The sequence below is a fragment of the Candidatus Shikimatogenerans bostrichidophilus genome, assembly GCF_033370915.1.
Lineage (GTDB): Bacteria > Bacteroidota > Bacteroidia > Flavobacteriales > Blattabacteriaceae > Shikimatogenerans > Shikimatogenerans bostrichidophilus_M.
Genome location: NZ_CP104096.1, coordinates 44828 through 69695, shown reverse-complemented (window position 1 = coordinate 69695; position 24868 = coordinate 44828). Strand labels below are relative to the sequence as shown.

Sequence of the window (24868 nt, the reverse complement as noted above, 5' to 3'; positions counted from 1 at the left end):
TTTTTATTTCTAATAATATAATAATATAATTAATTTTATTTTTTTTTATATGTTTCTATTATATCATTTATTTTAATTTCTGCTTTTTTTTTTATTATTAAACCAAATTCATTATTTTTTTTTACTTCATTTACCTTATTATTAAATATTTTTATTGATATAATATCACTAATTAATATTATTTTGTTATTTCTTATTATTTTTATTTTATTTTCTTTTTTTATTTTACCATTTATTACTTTACAACCCATAATTAATTTTTTATCTTTTATAAATAATTTTATTACTTTTGCTTTTCCTAATATTTTTATATTTTCTTTATTATTATTTTCATTTTTATTTATTAAAATTTTTATAATATCATAAATTAATTTTAAATTATATATTTCTATATTTTTATTATTTATTTGTTTTTTATTTATAATATTTTTTACATTAAAACCTATTATTATACAATTAAATGTCTTAGCTAATAAATAATCAGAATATTTTATATTACCTACTTTTTTCTTTATTATATTAATTTCTATATTTAATTTATTTATTTCTTCTATTATTGCTAATAAACTATTTTCTACATCTACTTTTAATATTATATTAATTTTTTTATTTTTATTTATATTAATATCTTTATTTTTTTTATATAATATTTTTTTTATTTTTATTTCTTGTTCTTTTATAATATTTTCTCTTTCTATTACTATTCTTTTTATTTCTTTTTCTTTTTTTAATACTTTAAAATTATCTCCTGTATATGGTACTCCATTAAATCCTACTATATTAACTGATAAACCGGGATATACTACATTTATATTAATATTATTTTCATCAATTATCTTTTTTATTTTTCCATAATATATACCAGATATTATATAATCCCCTTTTTTTAAAATTCCTTCTAATAATAATATTTTTACTATATAACCTTTATTTTTATTTACATATGAATCTATTATTTTTCCTGAACATAATTTATTTATATTTGTAAATAAATTTATTTTTTTTGTTAAATTTAAAATTTTTTCTATTATTTCATTTATTCCATATCCTTTTTTTACCGATATTTTTTGATATAAATATTCTCCACCCCAATCATCTACTAAAATATTAATATTTGATAATTGTTCTTTTATTTTATTTATATTATTATTTTTATCTATTTTACTTATTCCTAATATTATTGGTAAATTTTCTGATTTTGCATTATATATTGCTTCTATTGTTTGTGTCATTACACCATTTTCTGATGATATTATTATTAACGCTATATCTGATATTTTTATACTTATACGTCTAATTGATAAAAATGATTCATGGCCTGGAGTATCTATAAATGTTAATTTTATACTTTTTTTTAAATTTACATTATATATTCCTATATGTTGAGTAATATTACCTTCTTCACTTGATATTATATTTGATTTTCTTATATAATCTAAAAATGATGTTTTGCCATGATTTACATGACCTATTATTGACACTATAGGAGATCTTTTAATATATATATTTTTTTTATATTTTTCTCTTATTTCTTTTTCTTTATTTATTAATAATAATGAATCTAAATATTTTACTTTATAACCTAATTCATCACTTATAAATGATATTAATTCTTTATCTAATATTGTATTTATATTAACTATTAATCCTAAATCTTTACATATATTTATTATTACACTATTATTTATATTTAAAAACAACGATAAATCATTTATTGTTATATCTTTATATATTTCAATTACTTTTTTTTTCATATTCCTTTACAATAATTTTATTATTTAATAATAATGAATATAATTTTATATTATATCCTTTTTCTCCTATTATTTTTCCTATTGTTTTTTTATTAAAATATAATATTATTAAATTATTTAATATTTCTATTTTTTTTATATTTTTTTTTTTAAATATCTCTTTTATATATTTTAATTTATTACTATTATATTTATATATTTCTATTTTTTCATTATTTAATTCTTTTTTTATATTATTTAATCTTATATTTTTAATTCCTATACAACATCCTACAGGATTTATATTTTTATTATTTGATTTTACTACTATTATTGTTTTTAAACCTGATATTCTTACTATTTTTTTTATTTTTACTATTTTTTGTTTTATTTCTAATATTTCTTTTTTTAATAATTTTTTTACAAATAAAATATTATTTCTTTTTAATATTATTATTGTTTTTTTATTTTTAGTATAAAATATTTTATCTACTAAAAAATTATATATATTATTTTTTTTAAATATAAATAAATTATTTTTTATTATTTTTATATATTTTTTTTCATAATTATTTTTTTTATTAAATATTAATTCATTATTATATTTATCTATTAAAATTAATTTATTATTATATTCATTTATTACTTTTAAAAGTACTAATTTACCTTCTTTTTTTTTATACTTTTTATAAATTTTTTTTTGTTTTTTTTCTTTATTATATTTTATAATTTTATTTTTTATTTTAATTATTTTATTTCTATTTATTTTTTTTATATTTCTTTTTTTTACAATTTTTTTTATTTCTTCTTTTATTTTTTTTTCTTCTTTATTATTTTTTAATATATCTAATATATTATTTATTAACATATTATTTTTATTATATGGAATATATTACTAAAAAAAGTCTTAAAAAAATTAAAAAAAAAATTTTTTCTTTAAAAAAAGAAAAAAAAAATATTATAAATACTATACAATATGCTCTTGAAAAAGGTGATTTATCTGAAAATTATGAATACATAGCCGCTAAAGAAAAATATGAATTATTAAATATAGAAATTAATTATTTATTATCTTATATTAACAATATTATAGTAGTAAAAAATAAATTTTTTAACAAAATTAAAAAAAAACAAATATTTTTATACTCTAAAATTAAACTACTTAATTTAAATAATAAAACTTATAATTATTTTCAAATTGTTCCTTTTTTAGATGTTAATATAAAAAAAAATAAAATTTCAATAAAATCTCCTATTGGTTCCTCTTTAATTGGAAAAAAAAAAAATGATATAATTACTATAAATTTACCAAATAAAATTATTAAATATAAAATTATTTCTATTAAATAATTTTTTTTTATAAGTTAATATATAAGCCGGATTCTGTATATATTATTTTTAAAAAAAAATTATTTTAAAAAAAAATAAAATAATATATTTTTATCATTTATCTAGTATATATGTTACCATATATATCATATCTGTTTACCAACCATAAATATCGAGAAAATATAAAAATGGTATATTTAACATTTCACTATACAGAGTTTTCATGATTTCACTATAATATTTTAATATTATACTTTCTTTCTGTTGTACTATTCCTCATCTTTCGATGTAAGGATGTTATCCTTTGTATTTCTCTTTAGTGTCCGGACTTTCCTCATTAATATAATTCTTATTAATGCGATAAAACTATTAACTTATTTAAATATATTTTAAATATTTTTTTTTTAAAAAACAATTTTTTTTATTTATAAATATTATTACATTTTCTTTTAATTTTTTTGACAATTTAAAACCAAATAAATTTATATATTTAATTATTTTATTATAATTTATATTTTTTTTTATTATAAAAGATATAATTATTATTTTATTTTTATATAAATTATAATTTTTTTTAAAAAAATTTTTATAATATTTATATTTTTTTATTTTATATAATTCTTTTTTTATAATTATTAATTTATAATTTATTAATAATAATAAAATATTTTTTTTTAAAATAAATTTATTTATTTTTTTATTTTTCATTTTTCAATATTATTCATTTTTATAATATTTTTTTAATACCTTTGGTATTTTTATTTTATTTTTTGTTTGATACATTTCTATTATTGTTAATAATAATCTAGGTATTGATATACAACTTCCATTTAATGTATGACATAATTCTTTATTTTTTTTATTTAAATAATATATTTTTAAATTATTTGATTGATATTCTAAACAATTAGATAATGAACTTACTTCTATCCATTTTTTTTGACCAAAAGAATATACTTCAAAATCATATGTAATTGATGATGTAAAACCAATATTATTGCATGATAATAATCTTATTCTGAAATATAATTTTAATTTTTTTAATACATTTTTTATATGTTCTAACATTTTAAATAATCTTAAATTAGATTTTTTATTTTCAGTAATTTCTATTATTTCTACTTTTCCAAATTGATGCAATCTATTTAAACCTTTTACATTTTTTCCATATGAACCTGCTTCTCTTCTAAAACAATTTGAATATGTTTGTGCTTTTATAGGTAAATTTATTTTTTTAAATATTTTATTTTTATATAAATTAATTAATGGTACTTCTCCAGTTGGTATTAAAAATAAATTATCTTTTGATATATTATATAATTGATTTTTTTTTTCAGGATATTGTCCTGTTCCATATATTGATTGTTCATTTACTAAATAAGGTAATTTATATTCTTTATAACCTTTTTTTTTATTTATAAATAACAAATATTTTACTAACGAATTATATAATTTTAAACCTAAACCTGAATATATTACAAAACCTGTACCACTTATTTTACTTGCAGTATTAGTATCAAATAATTCATATTTTTTAGCTAGCTCTATATGTGATAATAATTTATTTTTTTTTAATAATAAATTATATTTTTTATACTTATAAATTGTTTTATTATTTTTAATATTTTTATATTTTTTAAAATATAATTCATTTATAATATTAGGTAATTTTAATTTTATATTTAATATATTTTCTTTTATTATTAATAATTTATTTTTAAGTATTTTTTTTTTATTTTTTATATTTAATATATTTTTATATTTTTTTTTATTTTTTTTGTTTTTAAAATAATCCTTTGAATATTTATTTATTTGTTTATTATATTTTTCTAATAATTTAATATAATTTTTTTGTTTTTTATATAAATTAAATATTTTTTTTATTATATTTTTATTTTTAAATTTTCTTTTTTTTAATATTAAAATATATTTTTTTTTATTTTTTTTTATATATGAATCTTTTAACATTTTTTTTATTTTTTTTAAATGATATTTCTATTGGTACCCCATAAAAATCAAATAATTTTATTATAATATTTTCTATATATTTTTTATAATTTAAATTAATATTTTTTTCTAAATTAGATATTAATACAAAACTAGGAAATTTTTTTTTTTTTAATTGATAACAAAATTTTATTTTTAATATTTTATTATTTATTTTTATTTTTTTTTTTATTTTTAATAATAATTTATTATTTAATAAACTTGTTGAAATTTTTTTTTTTCTATTTTTATATATTTTTTTTATTATATTCTTTATTTTATTTATTATATTATCATTTAATTCTTTTTTATTTGATATTAATAATAATGGATAATTATTTTTTATTAAATTATTTATACTTAAAATAATTTTTTTTTTTTCTTTATTATTAAATAAATCTATTTTATTAAATAAAATCATTACTCCTTTTTTATATAATATTATTTTATTATATATAAATATATCATTTTTTGTAATTTTACTATCTATCATTAATATACATATATCTGATTCTTTTATAACTTTAATTGTATTTTCTAAATATTCATTTTGTATATCTTTACTAAATTTAAATTTTTTTATTATACCTGGTGTATCTATTATTATATAATTTTTATTTTTATTTTTATTATTAAAATAAAAATATAAAGTATCTATTGTTGTACCTTCTATATTTGATACTATACTTTTATTTTTATCTTTTAAATAATTATTTATAAAAGTTGATTTTCCTGTATTAGGTTTTCCGACTACAGAAATTTTAAACTTTATTTTTTTTTTATTATTATTTTTTTTTTCTTTTATAAAATATTTATATATATCATTATTTAATTTATTTATTCCTATATTATGTGTACATGATATAGGATATATTTCATAATATCCTAATTTATAATATTCATATTTTTTATACTTATATTTTTTTATATCTATTTTATTTATTAATAAAAATGTTGGTTTATTATATTTTCTTATTATTAATGATAATTTTTTATCTAAATATGTTATACCATTAACCACATCTACTACATATAATATTAATAATGATTCTTTTATTCCATATATTATTTGTTCTATTACTTTTTTTTTTAAAACATTTTTTTTATATTCTTCATAAAAACCACCTGTATCAATTAGTTTATATATTTTATTTTTTATTTTTAAATTTCCATAATTTCTATTTTTAGTTGTATTTTCTTTTTTATTTATAATAGATTTTTTTTTTTTTATTAATAAATTAAATAATGTAGATTTACCTACATTTGATTTACCAACTATACAAATATTTAAATCCATAATATAAAATAAATATTACATAAATTAATAATATTTATGTAATATTTATTTTAAAAAATATTTATTATTATTTTTTATTTTGTTTTTTTATTATTTTTATCTTGTTTTTTTGTTTTTTTATTATTTTTATCTTGTTTTTTTGTTTTTTTATTATTTTTATCTTGTTTTTTTGTTTTTTTATTATTTTTATCTTTGTTTTTTGTTATTTTATTATTTTTATCTTGTTTTTTTGTTTTTTTATTATTTTTATCTTTGTTTTTTGTTATTTTATTATTTTTATCTTGTTCTTCTACTTCTTCTTTATCTTTATTATCTTTATCTTTATCTTTATCTTTATCTTTATCTTTAATATCTTTATCTTTAGTATTTATATTATCTTTTAGATTTATTTCCTCCTCAAATCTTTCTTCTAAATCACCTTTTTTATAATTATAAAAAATTTTTTCTTTTTCTTCCATTAATTTAATATTTCTTTTTAATATTTCTTTATCATATATTATTTTTTTACCCTTTTTACTATATATAAAATCAATAATATTTTCTAAATATTTTTTAAATATTTCTAAATTTTCTTTATATATATAAATTTTTTCTTTTTTAAAAAAATTACTATTATCTTTTAATAATATTTTTTTACTTTCTGTAATGCATAAAAAATAATCCCCTGTAATTGTTTCTAAAACATCAAAATAATATATTTTCTTTCTTGATTTTAAACTTTTACTATAAACTGGTATTATATCTTCATATTTGTCATTATAAACATCTTTATTTTCTATTTTATCTTTTTTATTATTAAAAATATTATATTTATCAATAATATTATTATTATAGTTTTTATTATCAAATTTATCTTGATATTTGTTATTAAAATTATTATATATTTTCATTTTTTTATTATATTTTTATATATTAATAAATAATAATTTAATTGAAATTTATTAAAATAAAAAATTATTTTAGAATTAAAATAATGAAAATATTATTTATTATTAACTACAATAAAAAATTTAACTATTTTAAATATTTAAATAATAATTTTAATTATTTAAATAAAGTAATTAATAAAATTTTAATTAAAATAAATAAAAAAAAATTAAATAAAAATAATATTATTAATTCAATTAATAAATATATTAATAATTTAAATGAAATATTTTTATTACAATATGAAGACAAAAAATTTATTAAATATATATTATTTTTAAAAATTAAATATAATATCTTAATTAATATTTTTGATAATTTTTCATTTATTATTAAAATTATAAATTATATAAATAAAAATAATAAACTATTAATTGACATTATTAATAATTATTTAGTAAATTGGAGTATTACTAGAATTAATATTATTGATTTAATTGTTATTAAAATTGCTATTAGTGAATTTATTATTTATTATAAAGATATAAATATTAATATTATTATTAATGAATATAAATTAATTATATTAATTTTTTCTTCTAAAAATAATATTAATTTTATAAATGGTATATTAAATAATATTTTAAAATCTAAAAATATATTATCTTTATATGATAAAACAAAGAATTAGATTAAATAAATATATAGCTTATAGTGGAGTATGTTCAAGAAGAAAAGCTGATAAACTTATAAAAATAGGTTTAATATCAGTAAATGGAAAAATTATTAATAAATTAGGATATAAAGTTAATTATTATGATAATATAAAATATGTAAATTCTAATTTAAATTTAAAAAACAAAATATATATTTTATTTAACAAACCTAAAAACTGTATTACTACTGTTAAAGATAATAAAAATAGAATTATTATTATGGATTTTATTCCTAAAATATACAAAAAATTAGGTATTTTTCCCATTGGGAGATTAGATAAAAATACAACTGGTTTAATTTTATTAACTAATGATGGTAAATTAGCTCAATATTTAACTCATCCTAAATATAAAATAAAAAGAAAATATAAAATTTTTTTAAATAAAAATTTTAATAAAACAGATATATTAATTTTAAATAAAGGAATTAAGTTGAAAGAAGGTAAAATAAAAATAAATAATATAAAAATTTTTAATAATAATAAAAGAACATTAATTATAACAATAAATGTTGGATGGAATAAAATAATACATAGAATATTTAATAAAATAGGTTATAAAGTTTTATTTTTAAATAGAATATATTTTGCAGGTTTTAAAATAAATAATAATCTTAAAAAAGGACAATATAAAATATTATCTAATAAAATAATTAATTATATTAAAAATATAAACAATATACATTATAATGAATAATAATATTATTATAATAAATGGTCCTAATGTCAATATGATAGGTATTAGAGAAACAAATATTTATGGTAATATTAATATTAATAAATATTTAAAATTTTTAAAATTTAAATATAAAGAAATAATAAATATAAATATTTATAATAATAATTCTGAAAGTAAAATAATTAATTATATATATGATAATTATTATAATCAATATACAATTGGTTATATATTAAATTTAGGAGCTTATACACATACTTCATTAGCAATATCTGATTGTATTAGAGCAATTAAAAATAAAATAATAATTGAAGTTCATGTAAGTAACGTATTTAATAGAGAAAATATAAGACATAAATCATTAATATCTTCATATTCTAATGGAATAATAGTAGGTTTTGGTTTAACAGGTTATGAATTAGCAATTATTAGTATTATTAATCAAATAAAAAATAAAATTAATAAATAAATAATAATAATAATAATAATAAATATATTATTAGTAATATTATATTTTTTAATATTATATATTATATATAATATTCAATACAATTAGGGGTTGTTAAATTGGTTTTGACATATTAAAATATATTAAAATATTCATATAGTGTTTTTTAATATTACACTTTAAAAAAATATTATAATAAATACAAGGAAAAACTAATTATTATAATCTTGCTGCTTAATAGCTTTACTAAATAAAATTAGTGCAAGATGATTTATTAAATTAAAATATTTAATTTAATAAATTTAATAAATAATTTACAAAAATATAAAATTATTTTTTCTATTTTAGATTTTATATTATAAACATAAAATAGAAAGATTTTTTTTATTAATTTTCTAATTTATAAAAAAAAATCTTATAAAAATTAGATAAATATGTAAATAATATTTAATTATTTTAATATGGACGCGGGTTCAAATCCCGCCAACTCCATACATAAATAAAAATTATAAAAATAATTAAATAATAAAATTAAAAATGTTGAAGGAAAAAAAAATATATATAAATATAAATAAAAAAATATTTACAAAAAATATAAGAATTGATAAATTTTTATTTAATTATTTTAAAAAAAAAAAAATATCAAGAAAAAAAATACAAAATAATATAAAAATTGGTAATGTGTTATTAAATAATAATAAAATAAAAAAAAATAATAAATTAAATATTAATGATAAAATTATTTTTATTTATAAAAAAGATTTTTTTTATAAAAATAAAAAAAAATTTATTTACCAAAATAAAAAAATAAAAATAAATATTCATTATGAAGATAATGATATATTAATTATTAATAAACAACCTGGTTTAATTGTACATCCAGGACATGGAAATTATAAAAATACATTAATAAATTGGTTAAAATATTATTATTATAAAAATAATATAAATCAATTAAATTATTTTAATTATAGATTAGGTTTATTACATAGATTAGATAAAAATACTTCTGGTTTGTTAATTATTGCTAAAAATATTAATAGTTATAATAATTTAAAATTACAATTTTTAAATAAAACAATCAAAAAACAATATATTGCATTAGTATGGGGAAAACCAATTAATAATTATTATATAATAAATAATTATATTGGAAGAAATATAAAAAATAGAATAAAAATGAAAGTTTATTCAAATAAAAAATATGGAAAATTAGCAATAACTAAATATAAAATAATAAAAAATTATAAATTTTTAACTTTAATAAAATGTATAATAAAAACAGGAAGAACTCATCAAATTAGAGTTCATTTAAATTATATTGGTAATCCTATATTTAATGATGATATATACGGTGGAAATAAAATATTATATAAATTTAATAATTTTTATAATAAAAATAAATATACTAAAACTATTAATAATTGTTTTAATATTTTACCTAGACAAGCTTTACATGCTTATTATTTAAAATTTAAACATCCAACAACTAAAAAAAATATAAAATTTATTATTGATATTCCTAATGATATAAAAAATTTAATAAATTATTTAAAAAAATAATTAATTTTTTTTTTTAAATATAAAACATATTTTTGTTTTTTTTTAGAAAAAAAACAATAATAATAATTTTTTTTTTTTAAATAATAACTTACAATATTAATTAATTTTTTATTTAAGTTATCAATTTTAGATATAATTATAATAGTTTTATTTTTATATATTTTTACATTACTTTTTTTTAATTCTTTTTTTAAAGTTATTAATTGATAAATAAATTCTTTTATTGAATTTAAATTAATTACTAATAATAATAATTTATGTTTTTTTATATGTCTTAAATATTTATTTCCTATACCTTTTCCTTTATAAGATTTTTCTATAATAGCTGGTAAATCCATTATTATTATATTATATTTTTTATTATTTTTATATATTCCTAAATTTGGAGTAATAGTAGTAAAATTATAATTATCTATATTAGGTTTATTCTTTGTTAATAATGATAATATTGTTGATTTTCCTGTATTAGGAAATCCTACTATTCCAATATCTACTTTTATATTTAAAATTAATTTTATATTTGTTTTTATCCCATTTTTTCCGTTAGTATATTTTTTAGTTTTTTGATCATTAGATTTTTTATAAAAATTATTTCCTTTTCCTCCTTTTCCTCCTAATAATATTATTTTTCTTATATTATTTTTATTAAAATTAATTTTATTATTTTTTTTTATCAATTTTGTTCCTATTGGTATTTTTATTATACAATTTTTTCCATTTTTTCCAGTTTTACAATTATTTTTTCCATTTTCACCATTATAAGCTTTATAATATTTTTTTATATTAAATAATGTAAACATATTTTTATCACTTATAAATATTATATTTCCACCATTTCCTCCATTTCCACCATCAGGTTTACCTATTTTTTTATTATTATAAGTAAAATGCACTTTACCATTTCCACCTTTACCACTTATACAAATTACATTAATATAATCTATAAAATTATTAAATAACATATTATTATAATTAAAATGATAAAGTTTTTTATATTTAATAACAAAATTACTATTTATAATATTAAAATTATTAAATACATAATTAAAAAAATTATTTATAAAGAAAAAAAAAAACTTTATAAAGTTAATTATATTTTTTGTAATAATAAATATATTTTTGAATTAAATAGTAAATTTTTAAATAAATCAGAATATACTGATACTATTAGTTTTAATTATTCTTATAATAATAAGATAATATACGGAGATATTTTTATTAGTTATGATCAAGTATTATATAATTCAATTATATATAAACAAGTTTTTGATTCAGAAATTAAATTGGTTATTATACACTCTCTATTACATTTAATAGGTTATAATGATATTGACAAAAAATCTTTTAAACTTATGAATTATAAACAAAATATTTATTTTTATAAATATTTTTTTAAAATATTAAAATTAAATTTTATATGATAAATAAATATGATATTATAATAGTTGGTGGTGGACATTCAGGAATAGAAGCTATATTAGCATCACATAATTTAGGTGCTAAATCGTTATTAATAACTATGAATATTAATACTATCGGAAAAATGTCATGTAATCCTTCTATTGGGGGTATAGGAAAAGGTCAAATAGTAAGAGAAATTGATGCTTTAGGAGGTTATATGGGAAAATTAGCAGATTCTTCTATGATACAATTTAGAATGTTAAATAAATCTAAAGGACCAGCAATGTGGAGTCCAAGAGCACAAATAGATAGAAAATTATATATTAAAAATATTTTAAAAATATTAAAAAAAAAAAAAATAAATATTTTACAAGATATAGTTATAAAATTAATTATAAAAAATAAAAATATTTTAGGTGTAATTACTAAAAATAATAAAAAAATATTTAGTAAATCAGTAATATTAACTAATGGTACATTTTTAAATGGTAAAATATGTATTGGAAATAAATCTTATAAAGGAGGTAGAATAAATGAAAAATCTTCTATAGGTATTAGTGAACAATTAAAAAAACATGGAATTATATATAATAAAATGAAAACTGGTACATCTCCAAGAATTTTAAAAAAAACTATTAATTTTAAAAAATTATTTAAACAAAAAGGGGATAAAAATAATAATAATTTTTCATTTTTTAAAAATAAAAAATTAAAAAAACAAAAAAACTGTTATATAGCATTTACTAATCCTAAAACTCATAAAATAATTATTAATAATCTTCATAAATCTCCTTTTTATAATGGTATTATAAATAATAATGGCCCTAGATATTGTCCTTCTATTGAAGATAAAGTTTTAAAATTTAAAAATAAAAATAAACACCAAATTTTTATTGAACCAGATGGATGGAAAAGCAATATTATTTATATTAATGGTTTTTCTACTAGTTTACCTAAAAAAATTCAATATAAATCAATAAAAACAATAAAAGGCTTAGAAAAAGTTAAAATTCTACAATATGGTTATGCTGTAGAATATGATTATTTTAATCCTATACAATTAAAATTAACATTAGAAACAAAAAAAATTAATAATTTATTTTTTGCTGGTCAAATAAATGGTACTACTGGTTATGAAGAAGCTGCTTGTCAAGGTTTAATGGCTGGTATAAATGCTTATTTAAAAATAAATTCTAAAAAACCATTTATATTAAAAAGAAATGAAGGTTATATAGGTGTTTTAATTGATGATTTAGTTAATAAAGGTACTAAAGAACCTTATAGAATATTTACTTCTAGAGCAGAATATAGAATTTTATTAAGACAAGATAATGCTGATATTAGATTAACTAAAAAAGGTTATAAATTAGGACTTATAAAAAAAAAATATTTTAAAAAAGTAATTAAAAAAAAAATTGTAATTAAAAAAATTATTAATTATATAAAAAATAAAACTATTATTTTTAATAATAAAAAAATAAATATAAAAAATTTATTATTAAGACCTAAAATTACTATTGATTATATATTAAAAAATTTAAATTTAATAAATAATAAATTTATTAAAAATTATATTAAATATTTTTTTAAATATAAACATATTATTTCTAATTATATTAAATATGAATATTATATAAAAAAAGAAAAAAAAATTGTTAAATTAATGAAAAAATTAGAATATTTAAAAATTCCTAAAAATTTTAATTATTTTAAAATTAACTCTTTATCAAAAGAAGCTCAAGAAAAATTAAATTATTATCGTCCTTTTTCAATTGGTCAAGCTTCTAGAATTAGTGGTATTACGCCTTCTGATATTAATATTTTAATTATATATATTAAATAAAAATATACTAAATTTTAAAATTTTTTTTAATTATATGTTTTTTTTTACATTCAAAAATATTTATATTTTTCATATTCATTTTTATTATTTAAATTAATTTTTTATAATAATTATAGAATTTGTAATATTATAAATTAATATATAAATTAAATATTATATATCTATAGCCCATTAGTCTATTGGTTAGGACGTCAGATTTTCATTCTGGAAAGAGGGGTTCAATTCCCCTATGGGCTAATATTGTGAATTTATATAAAATTTATAAAAAAATATTTAATAAATGGAAAAAAAAAAATTTGTTATTTTATTATAGAAAAAATAAAAAACAATTTATTATATTAGATGGTCCACCTTCAATGAATGGAAAACCAGGTGTACATCATATATTTGCTAGAATAATTAAAGATATAATATATAGATTTTATACAATGAATAATTATAAAGTAATATATAAAATTGGTTGGGACACTCATGGTTTACCTATTGAAATAGAAGTAGAAAAACAATTAAAAATAAAAAAAAAAGATATAGGTAAAAAAATTACTGTTAAATTATTCAATAAATATTGTAAAAAATTTATAAAAAAAAATTTAATTATATGGAAAAAATTTACAAATTATATTGGTTATTTTTTTAATAAAAAAAATTATTTTATTACTTATTCTAATAAATATATAGAAAGTATTTGGTGGATAATTAAAAAAATATATAATAAAAAATTATTATATAAAGAATATAAAGTATTACCATATTCACCTATAGCAGGTACCCCTATAAGTTATCAAGAACTTAATCTTCCATATACTCATAAAAAAATTATTGATTTTTCAATATATGTTTTATTTGAATTAAAAAATAATAAATTTTTTAATTATTATAAAATATATTTATTAGCTTGGACTACAACACCATGGACTTTACCATCTAATTCTGCTTTATTGGTAAAACATGATATGTATTATTATTTAGTAAAAGTATATAATATATATGAATTAAAATATATTAATATTATTTTATCTAAATATTCGATTAAAAAAGTATTAAAAAATAAAAAATATAAAATATTATTAAAATTTTTAGGTAAAAAATTAATTGGTTTAAAATATAAACAATTAATAAAATGGTTTAAACCTTTATATAAAAAGAATAATAAAAATAAAATTTTTTTAATTATAAATGATACCTTAAATATTATCAATAAAAAACTTGGAACAGGAATTATACATATAGCCCCAAATTATGGAAAAGAAGATTATGAAATAGCTAAAATTAATAATATTGATAATTTCTATAATATTGTAGATAATAATGGCAAATATATTAAACAAGTACCATTAGGTTTAGGTGGCAAATATATAAAAAAACAATATTATAAAAATAATAAATTTTCAGTTGATAAAATTATAATTAAATATTTAAAAAAAAAAAATAAAATTTTTAAAATAAAAAAATATAAACATTTATATCCACATTGCTGGAGAACAAATAAACCTATTATATATTATCCAATAAAATCATGGTTTATAAATTTAAATAAAATAAAAAATAAATTAATCAAATTAAGTAATACTATTAATTGGTGTTCTACTAATTTTATAAAAAATAAATTTAAAAATTGGTTAAAAAATATAAAAAATTGGAATATTTCAAGAACTAGATTTTGGGGAACTCCATTACCAATATGGAGAACTAAAAATGAAAAAGAATTTTTAGTAATAGGTTCTTTAAAAGAATTAAATAAAGAAATTAAAAAATCAATAAAATTAGGTTTTATGAAAAACAATCCTTTAAAAATAAATAAAAAAATTGATTTACATAAACATTTTATTGATAAAATTATTTTATCTTCTAAAACTAATAATAAAATGTATAGAGAACCTGATGTAATTGATGTATGGTTTGATTCAGGTGTTTCACCTTATGCTCAACATTATTTTCCTTTTAAAACTAAAACTATTATATTACCATATGATTTTATTACAGAAGGCATTGATCAAACAAGAGGATGGTTTTTTACATTACATACTATATCTACTATAATTTCAAATTCTATATCTTATAAAAATGTATTACCATTAGGTATAATTTTAGATAAAAATGGTAAAAAAATGTCAAAAAGTAAAGGAAATACAATAGATCCATTTAAAATAATTAAAAAATATGGTCCTGATTGTATAAGATGGTATATGGTTTATAATAATTTACCTTGGAAAAACTTAAAATTTAATATTAATAATATTAATAAAATAAAAAATAAATTCTTTAATACCTTATATAATATATTTAGATTTTTTTATAATTATTCTAAAATTGATAATTTTAATATTAAAGATAAATATAAAAAAAAGTATATTGATTATTGGATATTATCAAAACTTAATAAATTATTATTTAAAACTTATAAATATTATAAATTATATAATATTACTTATATAGCTAGAAATATATATAATTTTGTAATTAATGATTTAAGTAATTGGTATATTAGATTATCAAGAAAAAGATTTTGGAAAAAAAAATATGATAATGATAAAATATCAGCTTATAATATTTTATATATATGTTTAAAAAAAATATTTAAAATATCTTATCCAATATCTCCATTTGTTATGGAATATTTAAATAAAAAATTATATTATATTGAAAAAAAAAATAAAATTAATATAATATTACAATCATTTCCAAAATATAAAAATAAATATATTAATAAATCTATAGAAAATAATATGTTATATATTAAAAAATATTCTAGTATTATATTATCTTTAAGAAAAAAAAAAAATATAAAAGTTAGACAACCTTTAAATAATGTATATATAGTAAAAAATAAACATAATAAAAAATTTTTAAATAATAAAGAAATTATAAATTTATTAAATAATGAAGTAAATATTAAAAATATTAATTTTATAAATATTAATAAAATTAATAAATATATAAAAAAAAAAATTAAATTAAATTATAAAAAATTAGGGCCAAAATATAAAAATAATATTAATAATATTTATAAATTATTAAATCAATTAACTCAAAAAGAAATTGAAAAATTTAATAAAAAAAAATATATATATTTAAATATAAAAAATAATAAAATAAAAATAAAAATAAATGAAATTTTTATAACACATGAAAATATAAATAAAAATATTATTATGTATTCTAATAATAACATAATAATTATTTTAGATATTAAAATAACTAATGATTTAAAAAATGAATGTTTTATTAGAGATTTTATAAGAAAAATTCAAATTTTAAGAAAAGAAAAAAAATATTATTTTACTGATAAAATTAATATAATTATTAATAAAAATATTAAAAATTATATATTAAAATTATTTATAAAATATTATTATATAATTAGTAAAGAAACATTAACTAATAAAATAATTTATAAAAATACTAATAATAAATATTTTATTAGTTATAATAATAATAAAATATATTTTGATATTATAAAATAAATTAAATATTAATATATTATTTATTTTATTATTATTAATTATATTAATATAATAAATAGGTCTCGTAGCTTAGTTTGGTTATAGCACTTGACTCATAATCAAGAGGTCGCTGGTTCAAATCCAGCCGAGACCATTAAAATAAATTCTTTTAATTTATTAATATATATATTATTAATTTTAGTAAATAATATGTATTTTATTTTTTTTTTATATATTATATTATTTATTTTATAAATATAATAAATATAATTATTCTTAAATAATAAATATTTATTTTTACTTTTAAATAATTTTTTAATATATAATAAATTAAAATTTTTTATTTTATCAATTTTATTAAATACAATAATAATATTTTTATTTATTAATTTTAATTTTAATAAAAAATTCATTATATATAAAATTTTTTCTATTACAAAATTAGATGATATATCAACAATATGTAAAATTAAGTCAGAATATTTAATTTCTAATAAAGTTGATTTAAATGATTCTATTAATGTTGTTGGTATTTTTCTTATAAAACCTATAGTATCAACCATTAAATATTTTTTATTTTTAAAATAATAATTATTTACTTTAGTATCTAAAGTAGTAAAATATTTATTATCAATCACTAATTGATTGTTTGTTAATTTACTTATTATTGTAGATTTTCCTACATTTGTATATCCTATTAATGATATTGATAGTTTATTTTTTCTTCTTTTTCTTTGAATTAATAATTGATAATTTAATTTATTTATTTTTCTTTTTAATATCAAAATTGATTTTTTTATTAATCTTCTATCTGTTTCAATTTCTTTTTCACCTGGTCCACGTAATCCAATTCCACCTTTTTGTCTTTTTAAATGACTCCACATATGAGTTAATCTAGGTAATAAATATTCATATTGACCCAATTTAATTTGCATTTTAGAATATGAAGTTTTTGCTTTATAGAAAAAAATATCTAATATTAATTTTGTTCTATCAGAAATTATACATTTTATTTCTTTTTCAATATTTTTTATTTGACTTAATGTTAATTCATCATCAAATATTACAGTATCTATTAAATTTTCCTTTACATATAAAGCTACTTTTTTTAAAAAACCTTTCCCCACATATGTTAAATTATGTGGTTTTAATCTTCTTTGTAAAAATTTTTTTTTAACTTTACCATTAAAAACCTTTAAAAGATTTTCTAATTCATTTAAATATTCAACAGAATTTTTTTTATAATTTTTAAATACTCCTATTAATATATTTTTATTATACATTTTATTATTATTATATTATAAATAAAGTAAAGACGTAATAACTCAGTGGTAGAGTATTGGTCTCATAACCCAAATGTCGGGGGTTCAACTCCCCCTTACGTCACATGAACTAATTATTTATTAAATATTAATAAAATAATAAATACAAATCTATTTATTATTTAAAATAATATAATACATAATTATAACAGGTGAAGGAGAGATGGCAGAGTGGTTAAATGCGACGGTCTTGAAAACCGTTTAAGAATATTAATTCTTACGGGGGTTCGAATCCCTCTCTCTCCGTAATATGTTTATAAATGACGATATAAATATTACAATAAATAATATAAAAAATATAGTAAATATAGAAAAATTAATAAAATTAAATAAACATAAAAAAATAATAAATATTTATAATATTATTATGTCAATAAATAAAAATATAAAATTATTATATTCTTTATTTGATAATAACAACATAAAATATGAAATTAATATATATAAAAAAAAAATTTATAAACAAATAGATAAATTAAAAAAAATAATATTCACTAAAGAGTATAAATTAAATGCTTTAATAAAAATAAAGACTGGTATTGGTGGCAAAGATAGTAATAATTGGGTGGAAATACTAGAAAGAATGTATATAATGTGGGCAAAAAAAAATAATTTTTCTTATGAAATTATTAATTCTATTAAAGACAATAATAAAAAATCTTCTTTAATCGAAATTAATAATAAATATGCTTATGGTTATTTACATGGGGAAAACGGTATACATAAATTAATTAGAAAATCCCCTTTTAATAAACTTAATAAAAGACAAACTTCTTATGCTTATGTTTATATATATCCTTTAATAAAAAAAAATTATAATATTAAAATTAATAATAAGGATTTAATTATTAAAACATTTAGATCAAGTGGAGCAGGTGGACAAAATGTAAATAAAGTAGAAACAGGTGTAAGAATAAAACATATTCCTTCTAATATTACCGTAGAATGTACTAAAACTAGATCCCAAATAATTAATAAAAAATATGCTATTAAATTATTAAAATATAAATTATTTAATAAATTTATTGATAAAGATAATAATAATAAACAAGATATTTTATCACATACTAGAAATTATATTATGCATCCATATAAATTAATAAAAGACCTAAAAACTGGTTATAAAACTAAAAATATTGAAAAAATTATAAATGGAAATCTTAATGAAATTATTTATTATTATATTAATAATTATATAATTAATTTAAATTAAAATTTATATAAATTATTTATTATTTTCTAAATAATTATTTATTTTCTTTATTTTCAACGTCTTCTAATAATTTTTTTATTAATGTTAAATCTTTAAAATCACCAAAAGTAGAGTTTTGTAAAAAAGGAAATACCATAATATTTGGATAATTAATATTTAATACATTAAAATTTAATGTATTATTAATATTATATTTTTTATTTTCAATATTCATAAGTAAAATTAAATTTTCATGTTTTTTATTTGTTATAAAATAGTAATTTTTATAAATATATTTTATTTGTCCTTTATGTATTGTATTTACTTTATATATAGTTTTATATTTTTTCCATAGTTTTTTATTAATTATTTTAGTAGTTAAAAATATTATTCTAATTTTAGTATCTATATAATAAACTATAAATTTTATTTTATCGTTATATAATTCTTTGTCTAATAAATTAAAAAAACAATTAAATTTTTTTTTTAATTTTAGTTTTAAATTATTTTTTATTATTTTTCCTTTATGTATTGTTCCAATTTTATATTTTTTTATTAATTTATTGAATGGATCTTTATGTAATTGTTTTAAACTTAAATATATTTTTTGTTCATTTTCATCTATATTAATTATTTTACATTTTAATTTTTCATCTTTTTTTATAATATCTTTAGCTGATTTATATTGATTAAACCATGATATTTCTGATAAATGTAATAATCCTTCTATTCCTTCTTTAATTGTTACATACACTACATAATCATTTATTATATTAACTATACCATTTATTATGCTACCTATTTTAATTTTATTATTTTTTATTAATAAATTTAAATTACATTTTTTTTTATTTTTTAACCCTAAATGTATTCTAAATATTTTTTTATCTACCCTTAAAACAATAAATTTATATACTTGTCCTATTTTTAATTTTTTTAATTGATCTTTTTTAATATCTTTTACATGTAATAATCCTTCTAAATTATCTATATCAACAAAAGCTCCATAAGATGTTATATAAGTAATTTTGCCAGATACTATTTTTCCTTTATGAAAACCTACTATTAAATTATATTTTTTATTTTCTATATCTTGTTCAATTAATATTTTATGTGAAACTATTATATTATTATTTTTATAATTAATATTTAATATTTGTACATCTATAGTACTATCTACATAATTTTCATAATTTTTTATATAGTTTATATCTATTTGAGAACCTGGTAAAAAACTTAATATATTATTATATAATTTTATTATTAAACCACCTTTAGTATTATTTACTATTGTACCTTTTAATATTTTTTTTTTTTTATAATCATTTATTATTTTTATCCAATATTTAAATTTTTTATACTGTTTATATGATATTATACATTTCCCATTATAATCTAATTTTAAAATTATTATACGTATTTTATCTCCTATTTTAATTTTTTTATTTTTAAATTCATTTAACGGTATAATACCTTCAAATTTTCCACCATAATTAATTATTACATAATCTTCATCTTTAAATATATTTATTATTTTTCCTATATATATATTATTTTCATTTATTACTCTTAAATTATTTAAATATTTTTTAAAACTATTATATCTTTTATCTAATTTTAACAAATTTTTATTCATTTTTATTATTATATTAATAATTTTTATTAATTAAAATTATTATATATGAAAGAAAATATTTTAATATATGGATATCATACAATTAAAGAAGCAATAAACTCTAATAAAATTAAAATATTATTAATTATTATTGATAAAAATAAAATTTATAAATATTCTAATTTAATAAATTATATTAAGAATAAAAATATTTCTATTAAATTTTTAAATAAAAATAATATTGAAAATATAATTAATATTAAAAATAATAAAAGAATTAATTACCAAGGTATAATAGCTTATATATCTTTTATAAAAACTATTATATTAAATCAAATTAATTATAATAATAACTTAAAAATATTAATATTATATAATATTACAGATACAAAAAATATAGGATCAATAATTAGAAGTTGTGTGTGTTTAAATATTAACTTAATTATAATTCCAAAAAATATTTATCTTTTTAATCCAGAAATTATTAAAAAATCTTCAGGAGCTATATTTAAAATAAATATATGTAAAGTTAATAATATAGTAAATACTATCAAATATTTAAAAAAAAATAATATTAAAATAATATCTATTACAGAAAAATCTAATAATAATTGTATAAATTTTTTTAAAAATATAAACTCATTTGCTTTAATTTTTGGTAATGAAGAAAAAGGGATTTCAAGAAATTTATTATCATTATCTAATTATAAAATTAAAATTCCTATAATTAGTAAAAAAATTTCATCATTAAATGTTTCTGTTGCATGTGGAATTATTTTATATGAAATTAATAGAAATTTAATTATTTAAATTGTTTTATAAATCTTATATCATTCTTAAATAATTCTCTTATATCATTTATATTATAATATATCATTGCTATTCTTTCTATTCCTAATCCTAATGCAAAACCTGAATATTTATTATAATTAATATTTACATTATTTAATACTTTTTTATTTACTAACCCACACCCAATAATTTCTACCCATTTTTTGTTATAATATAAATCAATTTCAAAACTAGGTTTTGTAAAAGGAAAATAAGATATTCTATATCTATATTTATATTTATTATAAAATAAATTTTTCAATAAATATAATATAATATTTTTTAAATCTATAATAGAAACATTTATATTAATATATAATAATTCAATTTGATGAAACATATTAAATGACGATTTTGATATTGATTCATTTCTATATACTTTTCCATAAGTAAATACTTTAATTGGTGGTTTATTTTTTATCATATATCTTATTTGTATAGAAGAGGTATGTGTTCTTAATAAAATATTTTTTTTAATAAAAAATGTATCTTGCATATTTATAGAAGGATGATATTTAGTAAAATTTAAAGCAGTAAAATTATACCAATCATTTTCTATTTCTTTATTATCTATAAATTTAAAATTTAAATAAATTAATAAATTTTTAATTTTTTCTTTAATTAAATAAATAGGATTTTTTGAACCTAATTTATATTTATTTTTTTTAATATAAAAAAAATCATAATCTATTTTATTATTATTATTGTTATTATTATTTTTATTATAATTATAATTATTTATTATATTTAATATTTCACTTTTTAAATAATTTATTTTAATTCCAGTTTTTTTTTTATATTTATCTTTTATATTTTTTAAATTTATTAACAATTTATTTATTATTCCATTTTTACTTAAATATTTTTTTTTTATATTATTAATTTCTAAATTATTTAAATTGTTTTTTTTATACTTTATTTTATTTATATATTTTTCAATTATTTTTATTAAATTCATTATATGAAAAAATATAAGTTTAATAATAAAATAAAAAATATTATTAATAAAAATATAAATATTTATAATTTTATTATTGGAAAAATAAAATATTTTAAAGTTAAATATAATAATAAAATTTATAAATATATAAATAATTTATTATTTTTATATAAAAAATATAAAATTAATAAAAAAGACATAGAAGAATTTTATAAATTTTTTAAAAATATAAAAAATGATAAAAATTTTTTATTAGAAATTAATAATAATATTAAAAATAAACAATATAATATTAAAATTATAAAAAAATCAATAATTTTTTTTATTAACAAATTAAATAATAATAATTATAATAATGATTATGCGGCAATTATCGAAATACGTTCTGGTACAGGTGGATATGAAGCTTGTTTATTTGTTAAAGATATTTATAGAATGTATATAATGTATTTTAAAAAAAAAAATATAAAATATGAAATATTAAATATTAATAGATCTAATGATGGGTATAGAGAAGTAATATTAAATGTTAATAAAAAAGGAATATATAATTATTTAAAATATGAATCTGGTGTTCATAGAGTTCAAAGAATACCTAAAACTGAAACACAAGGAAGATTACATACTTCTGCAATTACTGTTGCTGTTTTACCTCAATTAGATGAAATTAATATACAAATTAAATCATCTGATATAAAAAGATTTACTTTTAGATCTAGTGGAGCTGGAGGACAACATGTAAATAAAACTGAATCAGCTGTTAGATTAATACATTTACCAACTAATATAATTGTAGAATGTCAAGAAGAAAGATCACAACATAAAAATTATAATAAAGCTATGAAAATATTAAAAACTAAATTATATCAATTTATTTATTTTAAAAAAAAAAAAAATATGGAAAATAAAAGAAAATTATTAATTTCTACTGGTGATAGATCTAAAAAAATAAGAACTTATAATTTTCCTCAAAATAGAGTTACTGATCATAGAATAAAAATTACATTATACAATTTAGATAATATTATGAATGGTGAAATCGATAAATTAATTAATTATTTAAATAAATTTTATAATAAATATTAAATTATATTAATTATTTTATTGTATACTAAAATATATATTTTATTATATAATAATTTTAAATCATTATTATTTATTTTTTCTAATACATATTTTTTTTGATTACCATATTTAAAATTATGACCAATACCAATTTTTATTCTTATATAATTATTTTTTTTAAATGTTTTTTCTATACTTTTTAATCCATTATGTCCACCAGAACCACCTTTAATTTTTACTTTTATTTTACCAAATTTTATATAAATATCATCACAAATTATTATTAAATTATTAATATTTATATTATATTTTTTAAAAAAATATTTTATTGATAAACCAATTTCGTTCATATAAAAATTAGGTAATAAGAATAATAATTTTGTATTATAATAATATCTTTTATATATTATTCCATATAAATTTTTTAAATAAATATTATTTTTATTTAATATTAATTTATTTACTATTAATTTTCCTATATTATGTCTAGTATATTTAAAAATTTTATTTTTATTGCCTAAACCAACTATTAAAAATTTATTATTCATATTTTTTTATAAATATAAATTAATTATATAATATTTTTAATTTAAAGTAAT

Annotated in this window: 22 protein-coding genes, 4 tRNA genes and 1 other RNA gene; 15 read left to right on the top strand and 12 right to left on the bottom strand. The window is 13.6% G+C overall.

What is annotated here, in order from left to right; all coding sequences use genetic code 11:
• Positions 1-35: 35 nt before the first annotated feature.
• The gene (gene infB / locus N2591_RS00395; protein WP_318165982.1) at positions 36-1754 is read right to left on the bottom strand and encodes a translation initiation factor IF-2; all 1719 of its coding nucleotides are present in this window, start codon (positions 1752-1754) and stop codon (positions 36-38) included.
• Positions 1735-2601 carry a hypothetical protein gene (locus N2591_RS00390; protein ID WP_318165981.1) on the bottom strand — a complete coding sequence of 289 codons (867 nt, stop codon included), beginning with the start codon at positions 2599-2601 and terminating at the stop codon, positions 1735-1737. Before N2591_RS00390 ends, infB begins: the two co-directional genes overlap by 20 nt.
• 14 nt (positions 2602-2615) lie before the next feature.
• Between N2591_RS00390 and N2591_RS00385 the strand changes: the two genes are divergently transcribed.
• Positions 2616-3083 carry a GreA/GreB family elongation factor gene (locus tag N2591_RS00385; RefSeq protein WP_318165980.1) on the top strand — a complete coding sequence of 156 codons (468 nt, stop codon included), beginning with the start codon at positions 2616-2618 and terminating at the stop codon, positions 3081-3083.
• Between the two features lie 6 nt (positions 3084-3089).
• Here the strand turns inward: N2591_RS00385 and rnpB are convergent.
• The 5 genes from rnpB to N2591_RS00360 form a co-directional block, all read right to left on the bottom strand.
• Positions 3090-3439: RNase P RNA component class A (rnpB, locus tag N2591_RS00380), an RNA gene on the bottom strand.
• A 1-nt stretch (position 3440) separates the two neighbouring features.
• Positions 3441-3770 (bottom strand): hypothetical protein, encoded by a 330-nt coding sequence (locus tag N2591_RS00375; RefSeq protein WP_318165979.1) that lies wholly within the window; start codon positions 3768-3770, stop codon positions 3441-3443.
• A 9-nt stretch (positions 3771-3779) separates the two neighbouring features.
• On the bottom strand, positions 3780-5030 hold the full coding sequence (serS, locus tag N2591_RS00370) for a serine--tRNA ligase (RefSeq protein ID WP_318165978.1): 1251 nt from the start codon (positions 5028-5030) through the stop codon (positions 3780-3782).
• A complete protein-coding gene (gene der, locus N2591_RS00365) occupies positions 4999-6345 on the bottom strand; it encodes a ribosome biogenesis GTPase Der (protein ID WP_318165977.1) in 1347 nt (448 codons plus the stop codon). The genes serS and der overlap by 32 nt, the downstream gene beginning before the upstream one ends.
• Positions 6346-6419: 74 nt before the next feature.
• On the bottom strand, positions 6420-7235 hold the full coding sequence (locus N2591_RS00360; RefSeq protein ID WP_318165976.1) for a DUF3276 family protein: 816 nt from the start codon (positions 7233-7235) through the stop codon (positions 6420-6422).
• A 41-nt stretch (positions 7236-7276) separates the two neighbouring features.
• On the opposite strand from N2591_RS00360, the gene N2591_RS00355 reads away from it, so the two are divergent.
• From N2591_RS00355 to N2591_RS00340, 4 genes are all read left to right on the top strand, one after another.
• Positions 7277-7903, top strand: a complete 627-nt coding sequence (locus N2591_RS00355) for a transcription antitermination factor NusB (protein WP_318165975.1) — start codon at positions 7277-7279, stop codon at positions 7901-7903.
• Positions 7884-8624 carry a pseudouridine synthase gene (locus N2591_RS00350; protein ID WP_318165974.1) on the top strand — a complete coding sequence of 247 codons (741 nt, stop codon included), beginning with the start codon at positions 7884-7886 and terminating at the stop codon, positions 8622-8624. Before N2591_RS00355 ends, N2591_RS00350 begins: the two co-directional genes overlap by 20 nt.
• Positions 8617-9075, top strand: coding sequence for a type II 3-dehydroquinate dehydratase (locus tag N2591_RS00345; RefSeq protein ID WP_318165973.1), 459 nt, complete (start codon positions 8617-8619; stop codon positions 9073-9075). The genes N2591_RS00350 and N2591_RS00345 overlap by 8 nt, the downstream gene beginning before the upstream one ends.
• A gap of 516 nt (positions 9076-9591) precedes the next feature.
• The gene (locus N2591_RS00340; protein ID WP_318165972.1) at positions 9592-10617 is read left to right on the top strand and encodes an RluA family pseudouridine synthase; all 1026 of its coding nucleotides are present in this window, start codon (positions 9592-9594) and stop codon (positions 10615-10617) included.
• Here the strand turns inward: N2591_RS00340 and N2591_RS00335 are convergent.
• Entirely contained in the window at positions 10602-11579 is a 978-nt protein-coding gene (locus tag N2591_RS00335) for a GTPase (RefSeq protein WP_318165971.1), read from the bottom strand. The two genes, N2591_RS00340 and N2591_RS00335, sit on opposite strands and share 16 nt — an antisense overlap.
• Before the next feature lie 15 nt (positions 11580-11594).
• Between N2591_RS00335 and ybeY the strand changes: the two genes are divergently transcribed.
• The 5 genes from ybeY (at position 11595) to N2591_RS00310 (ending at position 17458) form a co-directional block, all read left to right on the top strand.
• Positions 11595-12038: an rRNA maturation RNase YbeY gene (gene ybeY / locus N2591_RS00330; RefSeq protein ID WP_318165970.1), complete on the top strand. Its 444-nt coding sequence runs from the start codon at positions 11595-11597 to the stop codon at positions 12036-12038.
• The gene (gene mnmG / locus N2591_RS00325) at positions 12035-13861 is read left to right on the top strand and encodes a tRNA uridine-5-carboxymethylaminomethyl(34) synthesis enzyme MnmG (RefSeq protein WP_318165969.1); all 1827 of its coding nucleotides are present in this window, start codon (positions 12035-12037) and stop codon (positions 13859-13861) included. Before ybeY ends, mnmG begins: the two co-directional genes overlap by 4 nt.
• Before the next feature lie 165 nt (positions 13862-14026).
• Positions 14027-14098, top strand: a tRNA-Glu gene (locus N2591_RS00320).
• Between the two features lie 5 nt (positions 14099-14103).
• Positions 14104-17325, top strand: a complete 3222-nt coding sequence (gene ileS / locus N2591_RS00315; RefSeq protein ID WP_318165968.1) for an isoleucine--tRNA ligase — start codon at positions 14104-14106, stop codon at positions 17323-17325.
• Between the two features lie 58 nt (positions 17326-17383).
• Positions 17384-17458 (top strand) — tRNA-Ile (locus N2591_RS00310).
• Here N2591_RS00310 and hflX read toward each other — a convergent pair.
• Positions 17424-18587 carry a GTPase HflX gene (hflX, locus tag N2591_RS00305; protein WP_318165967.1) on the bottom strand — a complete coding sequence of 388 codons (1164 nt, stop codon included), beginning with the start codon at positions 18585-18587 and terminating at the stop codon, positions 17424-17426. The two genes, N2591_RS00310 and hflX, sit on opposite strands and share 35 nt — an antisense overlap.
• A 31-nt stretch (positions 18588-18618) precedes the next feature.
• Here hflX and N2591_RS00300 point away from each other — a divergent pair.
• From N2591_RS00300 to N2591_RS00290, 3 genes are all read left to right on the top strand, one after another.
• Positions 18619-18690, top strand: a tRNA-Met gene (locus N2591_RS00300).
• A gap of 93 nt (positions 18691-18783) precedes the next feature.
• Positions 18784-18872 (top strand) — tRNA-Ser (locus N2591_RS00295).
• 4 nt (positions 18873-18876) lie between these two features.
• Positions 18877-19839 (top strand): PCRF domain-containing protein, encoded by a 963-nt coding sequence (locus N2591_RS00290; RefSeq protein WP_318165966.1) that lies wholly within the window; start codon positions 18877-18879, stop codon positions 19837-19839.
• Between the two features lie 34 nt (positions 19840-19873).
• On the opposite strand, the gene N2591_RS00285 is transcribed toward N2591_RS00290, so the two are convergent.
• Complete coding sequence (locus N2591_RS00285) at positions 19874-21454, bottom strand: S1 RNA-binding domain-containing protein (RefSeq protein WP_318165965.1); 1581 nt, start codon at positions 21452-21454, stop codon at positions 19874-19876.
• A 45-nt stretch (positions 21455-21499) separates the two neighbouring features.
• Here N2591_RS00285 and N2591_RS00280 point away from each other — a divergent pair, with 45 nt between their 5' ends.
• Positions 21500-22243: a TrmH family RNA methyltransferase gene (locus N2591_RS00280; RefSeq protein WP_318165964.1), complete on the top strand. Its 744-nt coding sequence runs from the start codon at positions 21500-21502 to the stop codon at positions 22241-22243.
• On the opposite strand, the gene pheS is transcribed toward N2591_RS00280, so the two are convergent.
• On the bottom strand, positions 22236-23222 hold the full coding sequence (gene pheS / locus N2591_RS00275; protein WP_420095058.1) for a phenylalanine--tRNA ligase subunit alpha: 987 nt from the start codon (positions 23220-23222) through the stop codon (positions 22236-22238). The genes N2591_RS00280 and pheS overlap by 8 nt on opposite strands.
• 3 nt (positions 23223-23225) lie before the next feature.
• Between pheS and N2591_RS00270 the strand changes: the two genes are divergently transcribed.
• A complete protein-coding gene (locus N2591_RS00270; RefSeq protein ID WP_318165963.1) occupies positions 23226-24290 on the top strand; it encodes a peptide chain release factor 1 in 1065 nt (354 codons plus the stop codon).
• Here the strand turns inward: N2591_RS00270 and pth are convergent.
• Positions 24287-24817 (bottom strand): aminoacyl-tRNA hydrolase, encoded by a 531-nt coding sequence (gene pth / locus N2591_RS00265; RefSeq protein ID WP_318165962.1) that lies wholly within the window; start codon positions 24815-24817, stop codon positions 24287-24289. The two genes, N2591_RS00270 and pth, sit on opposite strands and share 4 nt — an antisense overlap.
• Between the last annotated feature and the right edge of the window lie 51 nt (positions 24818-24868).

Bases quoted from the DNA above. Each gene is read 5' to 3' on its own strand.
- N2591_RS00350 (WP_318165974.1), top strand. From the start codon at position 7,884: ATGATAAAACAAAGAATTAGATTAAATAAATATATAGCTTATAGTGGA.
- der (WP_318165977.1), bottom strand. From the start codon at position 6,345: ATGGATTTAAATATTTGTATAGTTGGTAAATCAAATGTAGGTAAATCT.
- pth (WP_318165962.1), bottom strand. From the start codon at position 24,817: ATGAATAATAAATTTTTAATAGTTGGTTTAGGCAATAAAAATAAAATT.
- N2591_RS00375 (WP_318165979.1), bottom strand. From the start codon at position 3,770: ATGAAAAATAAAAAAATAAATAAATTTATTTTAAAAAAAAATATTTTA.
- serS (WP_318165978.1), bottom strand. From the start codon at position 5,030: ATGTTAAAAGATTCATATATAAAAAAAAATAAAAAAAAATATATTTTA.
- ybeY (WP_318165970.1), top strand. From the start codon at position 11,595: ATGATAAAGTTTTTTATATTTAATAACAAAATTACTATTTATAATATT.
- N2591_RS00290 (WP_318165966.1), top strand. From the start codon at position 18,877: ATGTTTATAAATGACGATATAAATATTACAATAAATAATATAAAAAAT.
- N2591_RS00360 (WP_318165976.1), bottom strand. From the start codon at position 7,235: ATGAAAATATATAATAATTTTAATAACAAATATCAAGATAAATTTGAT.
- N2591_RS00270 (WP_318165963.1), top strand. From the start codon at position 23,226: ATGAAAAAATATAAGTTTAATAATAAAATAAAAAATATTATTAATAAA.
- infB (WP_318165982.1), bottom strand. From the start codon at position 1,754: ATGAAAAAAAAAGTAATTGAAATATATAAAGATATAACAATAAATGAT.
- mnmG (WP_318165969.1), top strand. From the start codon at position 12,035: ATGATAAATAAATATGATATTATAATAGTTGGTGGTGGACATTCAGGA.
- N2591_RS00340 (WP_318165972.1), top strand. From the start codon at position 9,592: ATGTTGAAGGAAAAAAAAATATATATAAATATAAATAAAAAAATATTT.
- N2591_RS00285 (WP_318165965.1), bottom strand. From the start codon at position 21,454: ATGAATAAAAATTTGTTAAAATTAGATAAAAGATATAATAGTTTTAAA.
- N2591_RS00280 (WP_318165964.1), top strand. From the start codon at position 21,500: ATGAAAGAAAATATTTTAATATATGGATATCATACAATTAAAGAAGCA.
- N2591_RS00390 (WP_318165981.1), bottom strand. From the start codon at position 2,601: ATGTTAATAAATAATATATTAGATATATTAAAAAATAATAAAGAAGAA.
- pheS (WP_420095058.1), bottom strand. From the start codon at position 23,222: ATGAATTTAATAAAAATAATTGAAAAATATATAAATAAAATAAAGTAT.
- hflX (WP_318165967.1), bottom strand. From the start codon at position 18,587: ATGTATAATAAAAATATATTAATAGGAGTATTTAAAAATTATAAAAAA.
- N2591_RS00385 (WP_318165980.1), top strand. From the start codon at position 2,616: ATGGAATATATTACTAAAAAAAGTCTTAAAAAAATTAAAAAAAAAATT.
- N2591_RS00335 (WP_318165971.1), bottom strand. From the start codon at position 11,579: ATGTTATTTAATAATTTTATAGATTATATTAATGTAATTTGTATAAGT.
- N2591_RS00345 (WP_318165973.1), top strand. From the start codon at position 8,617: ATGAATAATAATATTATTATAATAAATGGTCCTAATGTCAATATGATA.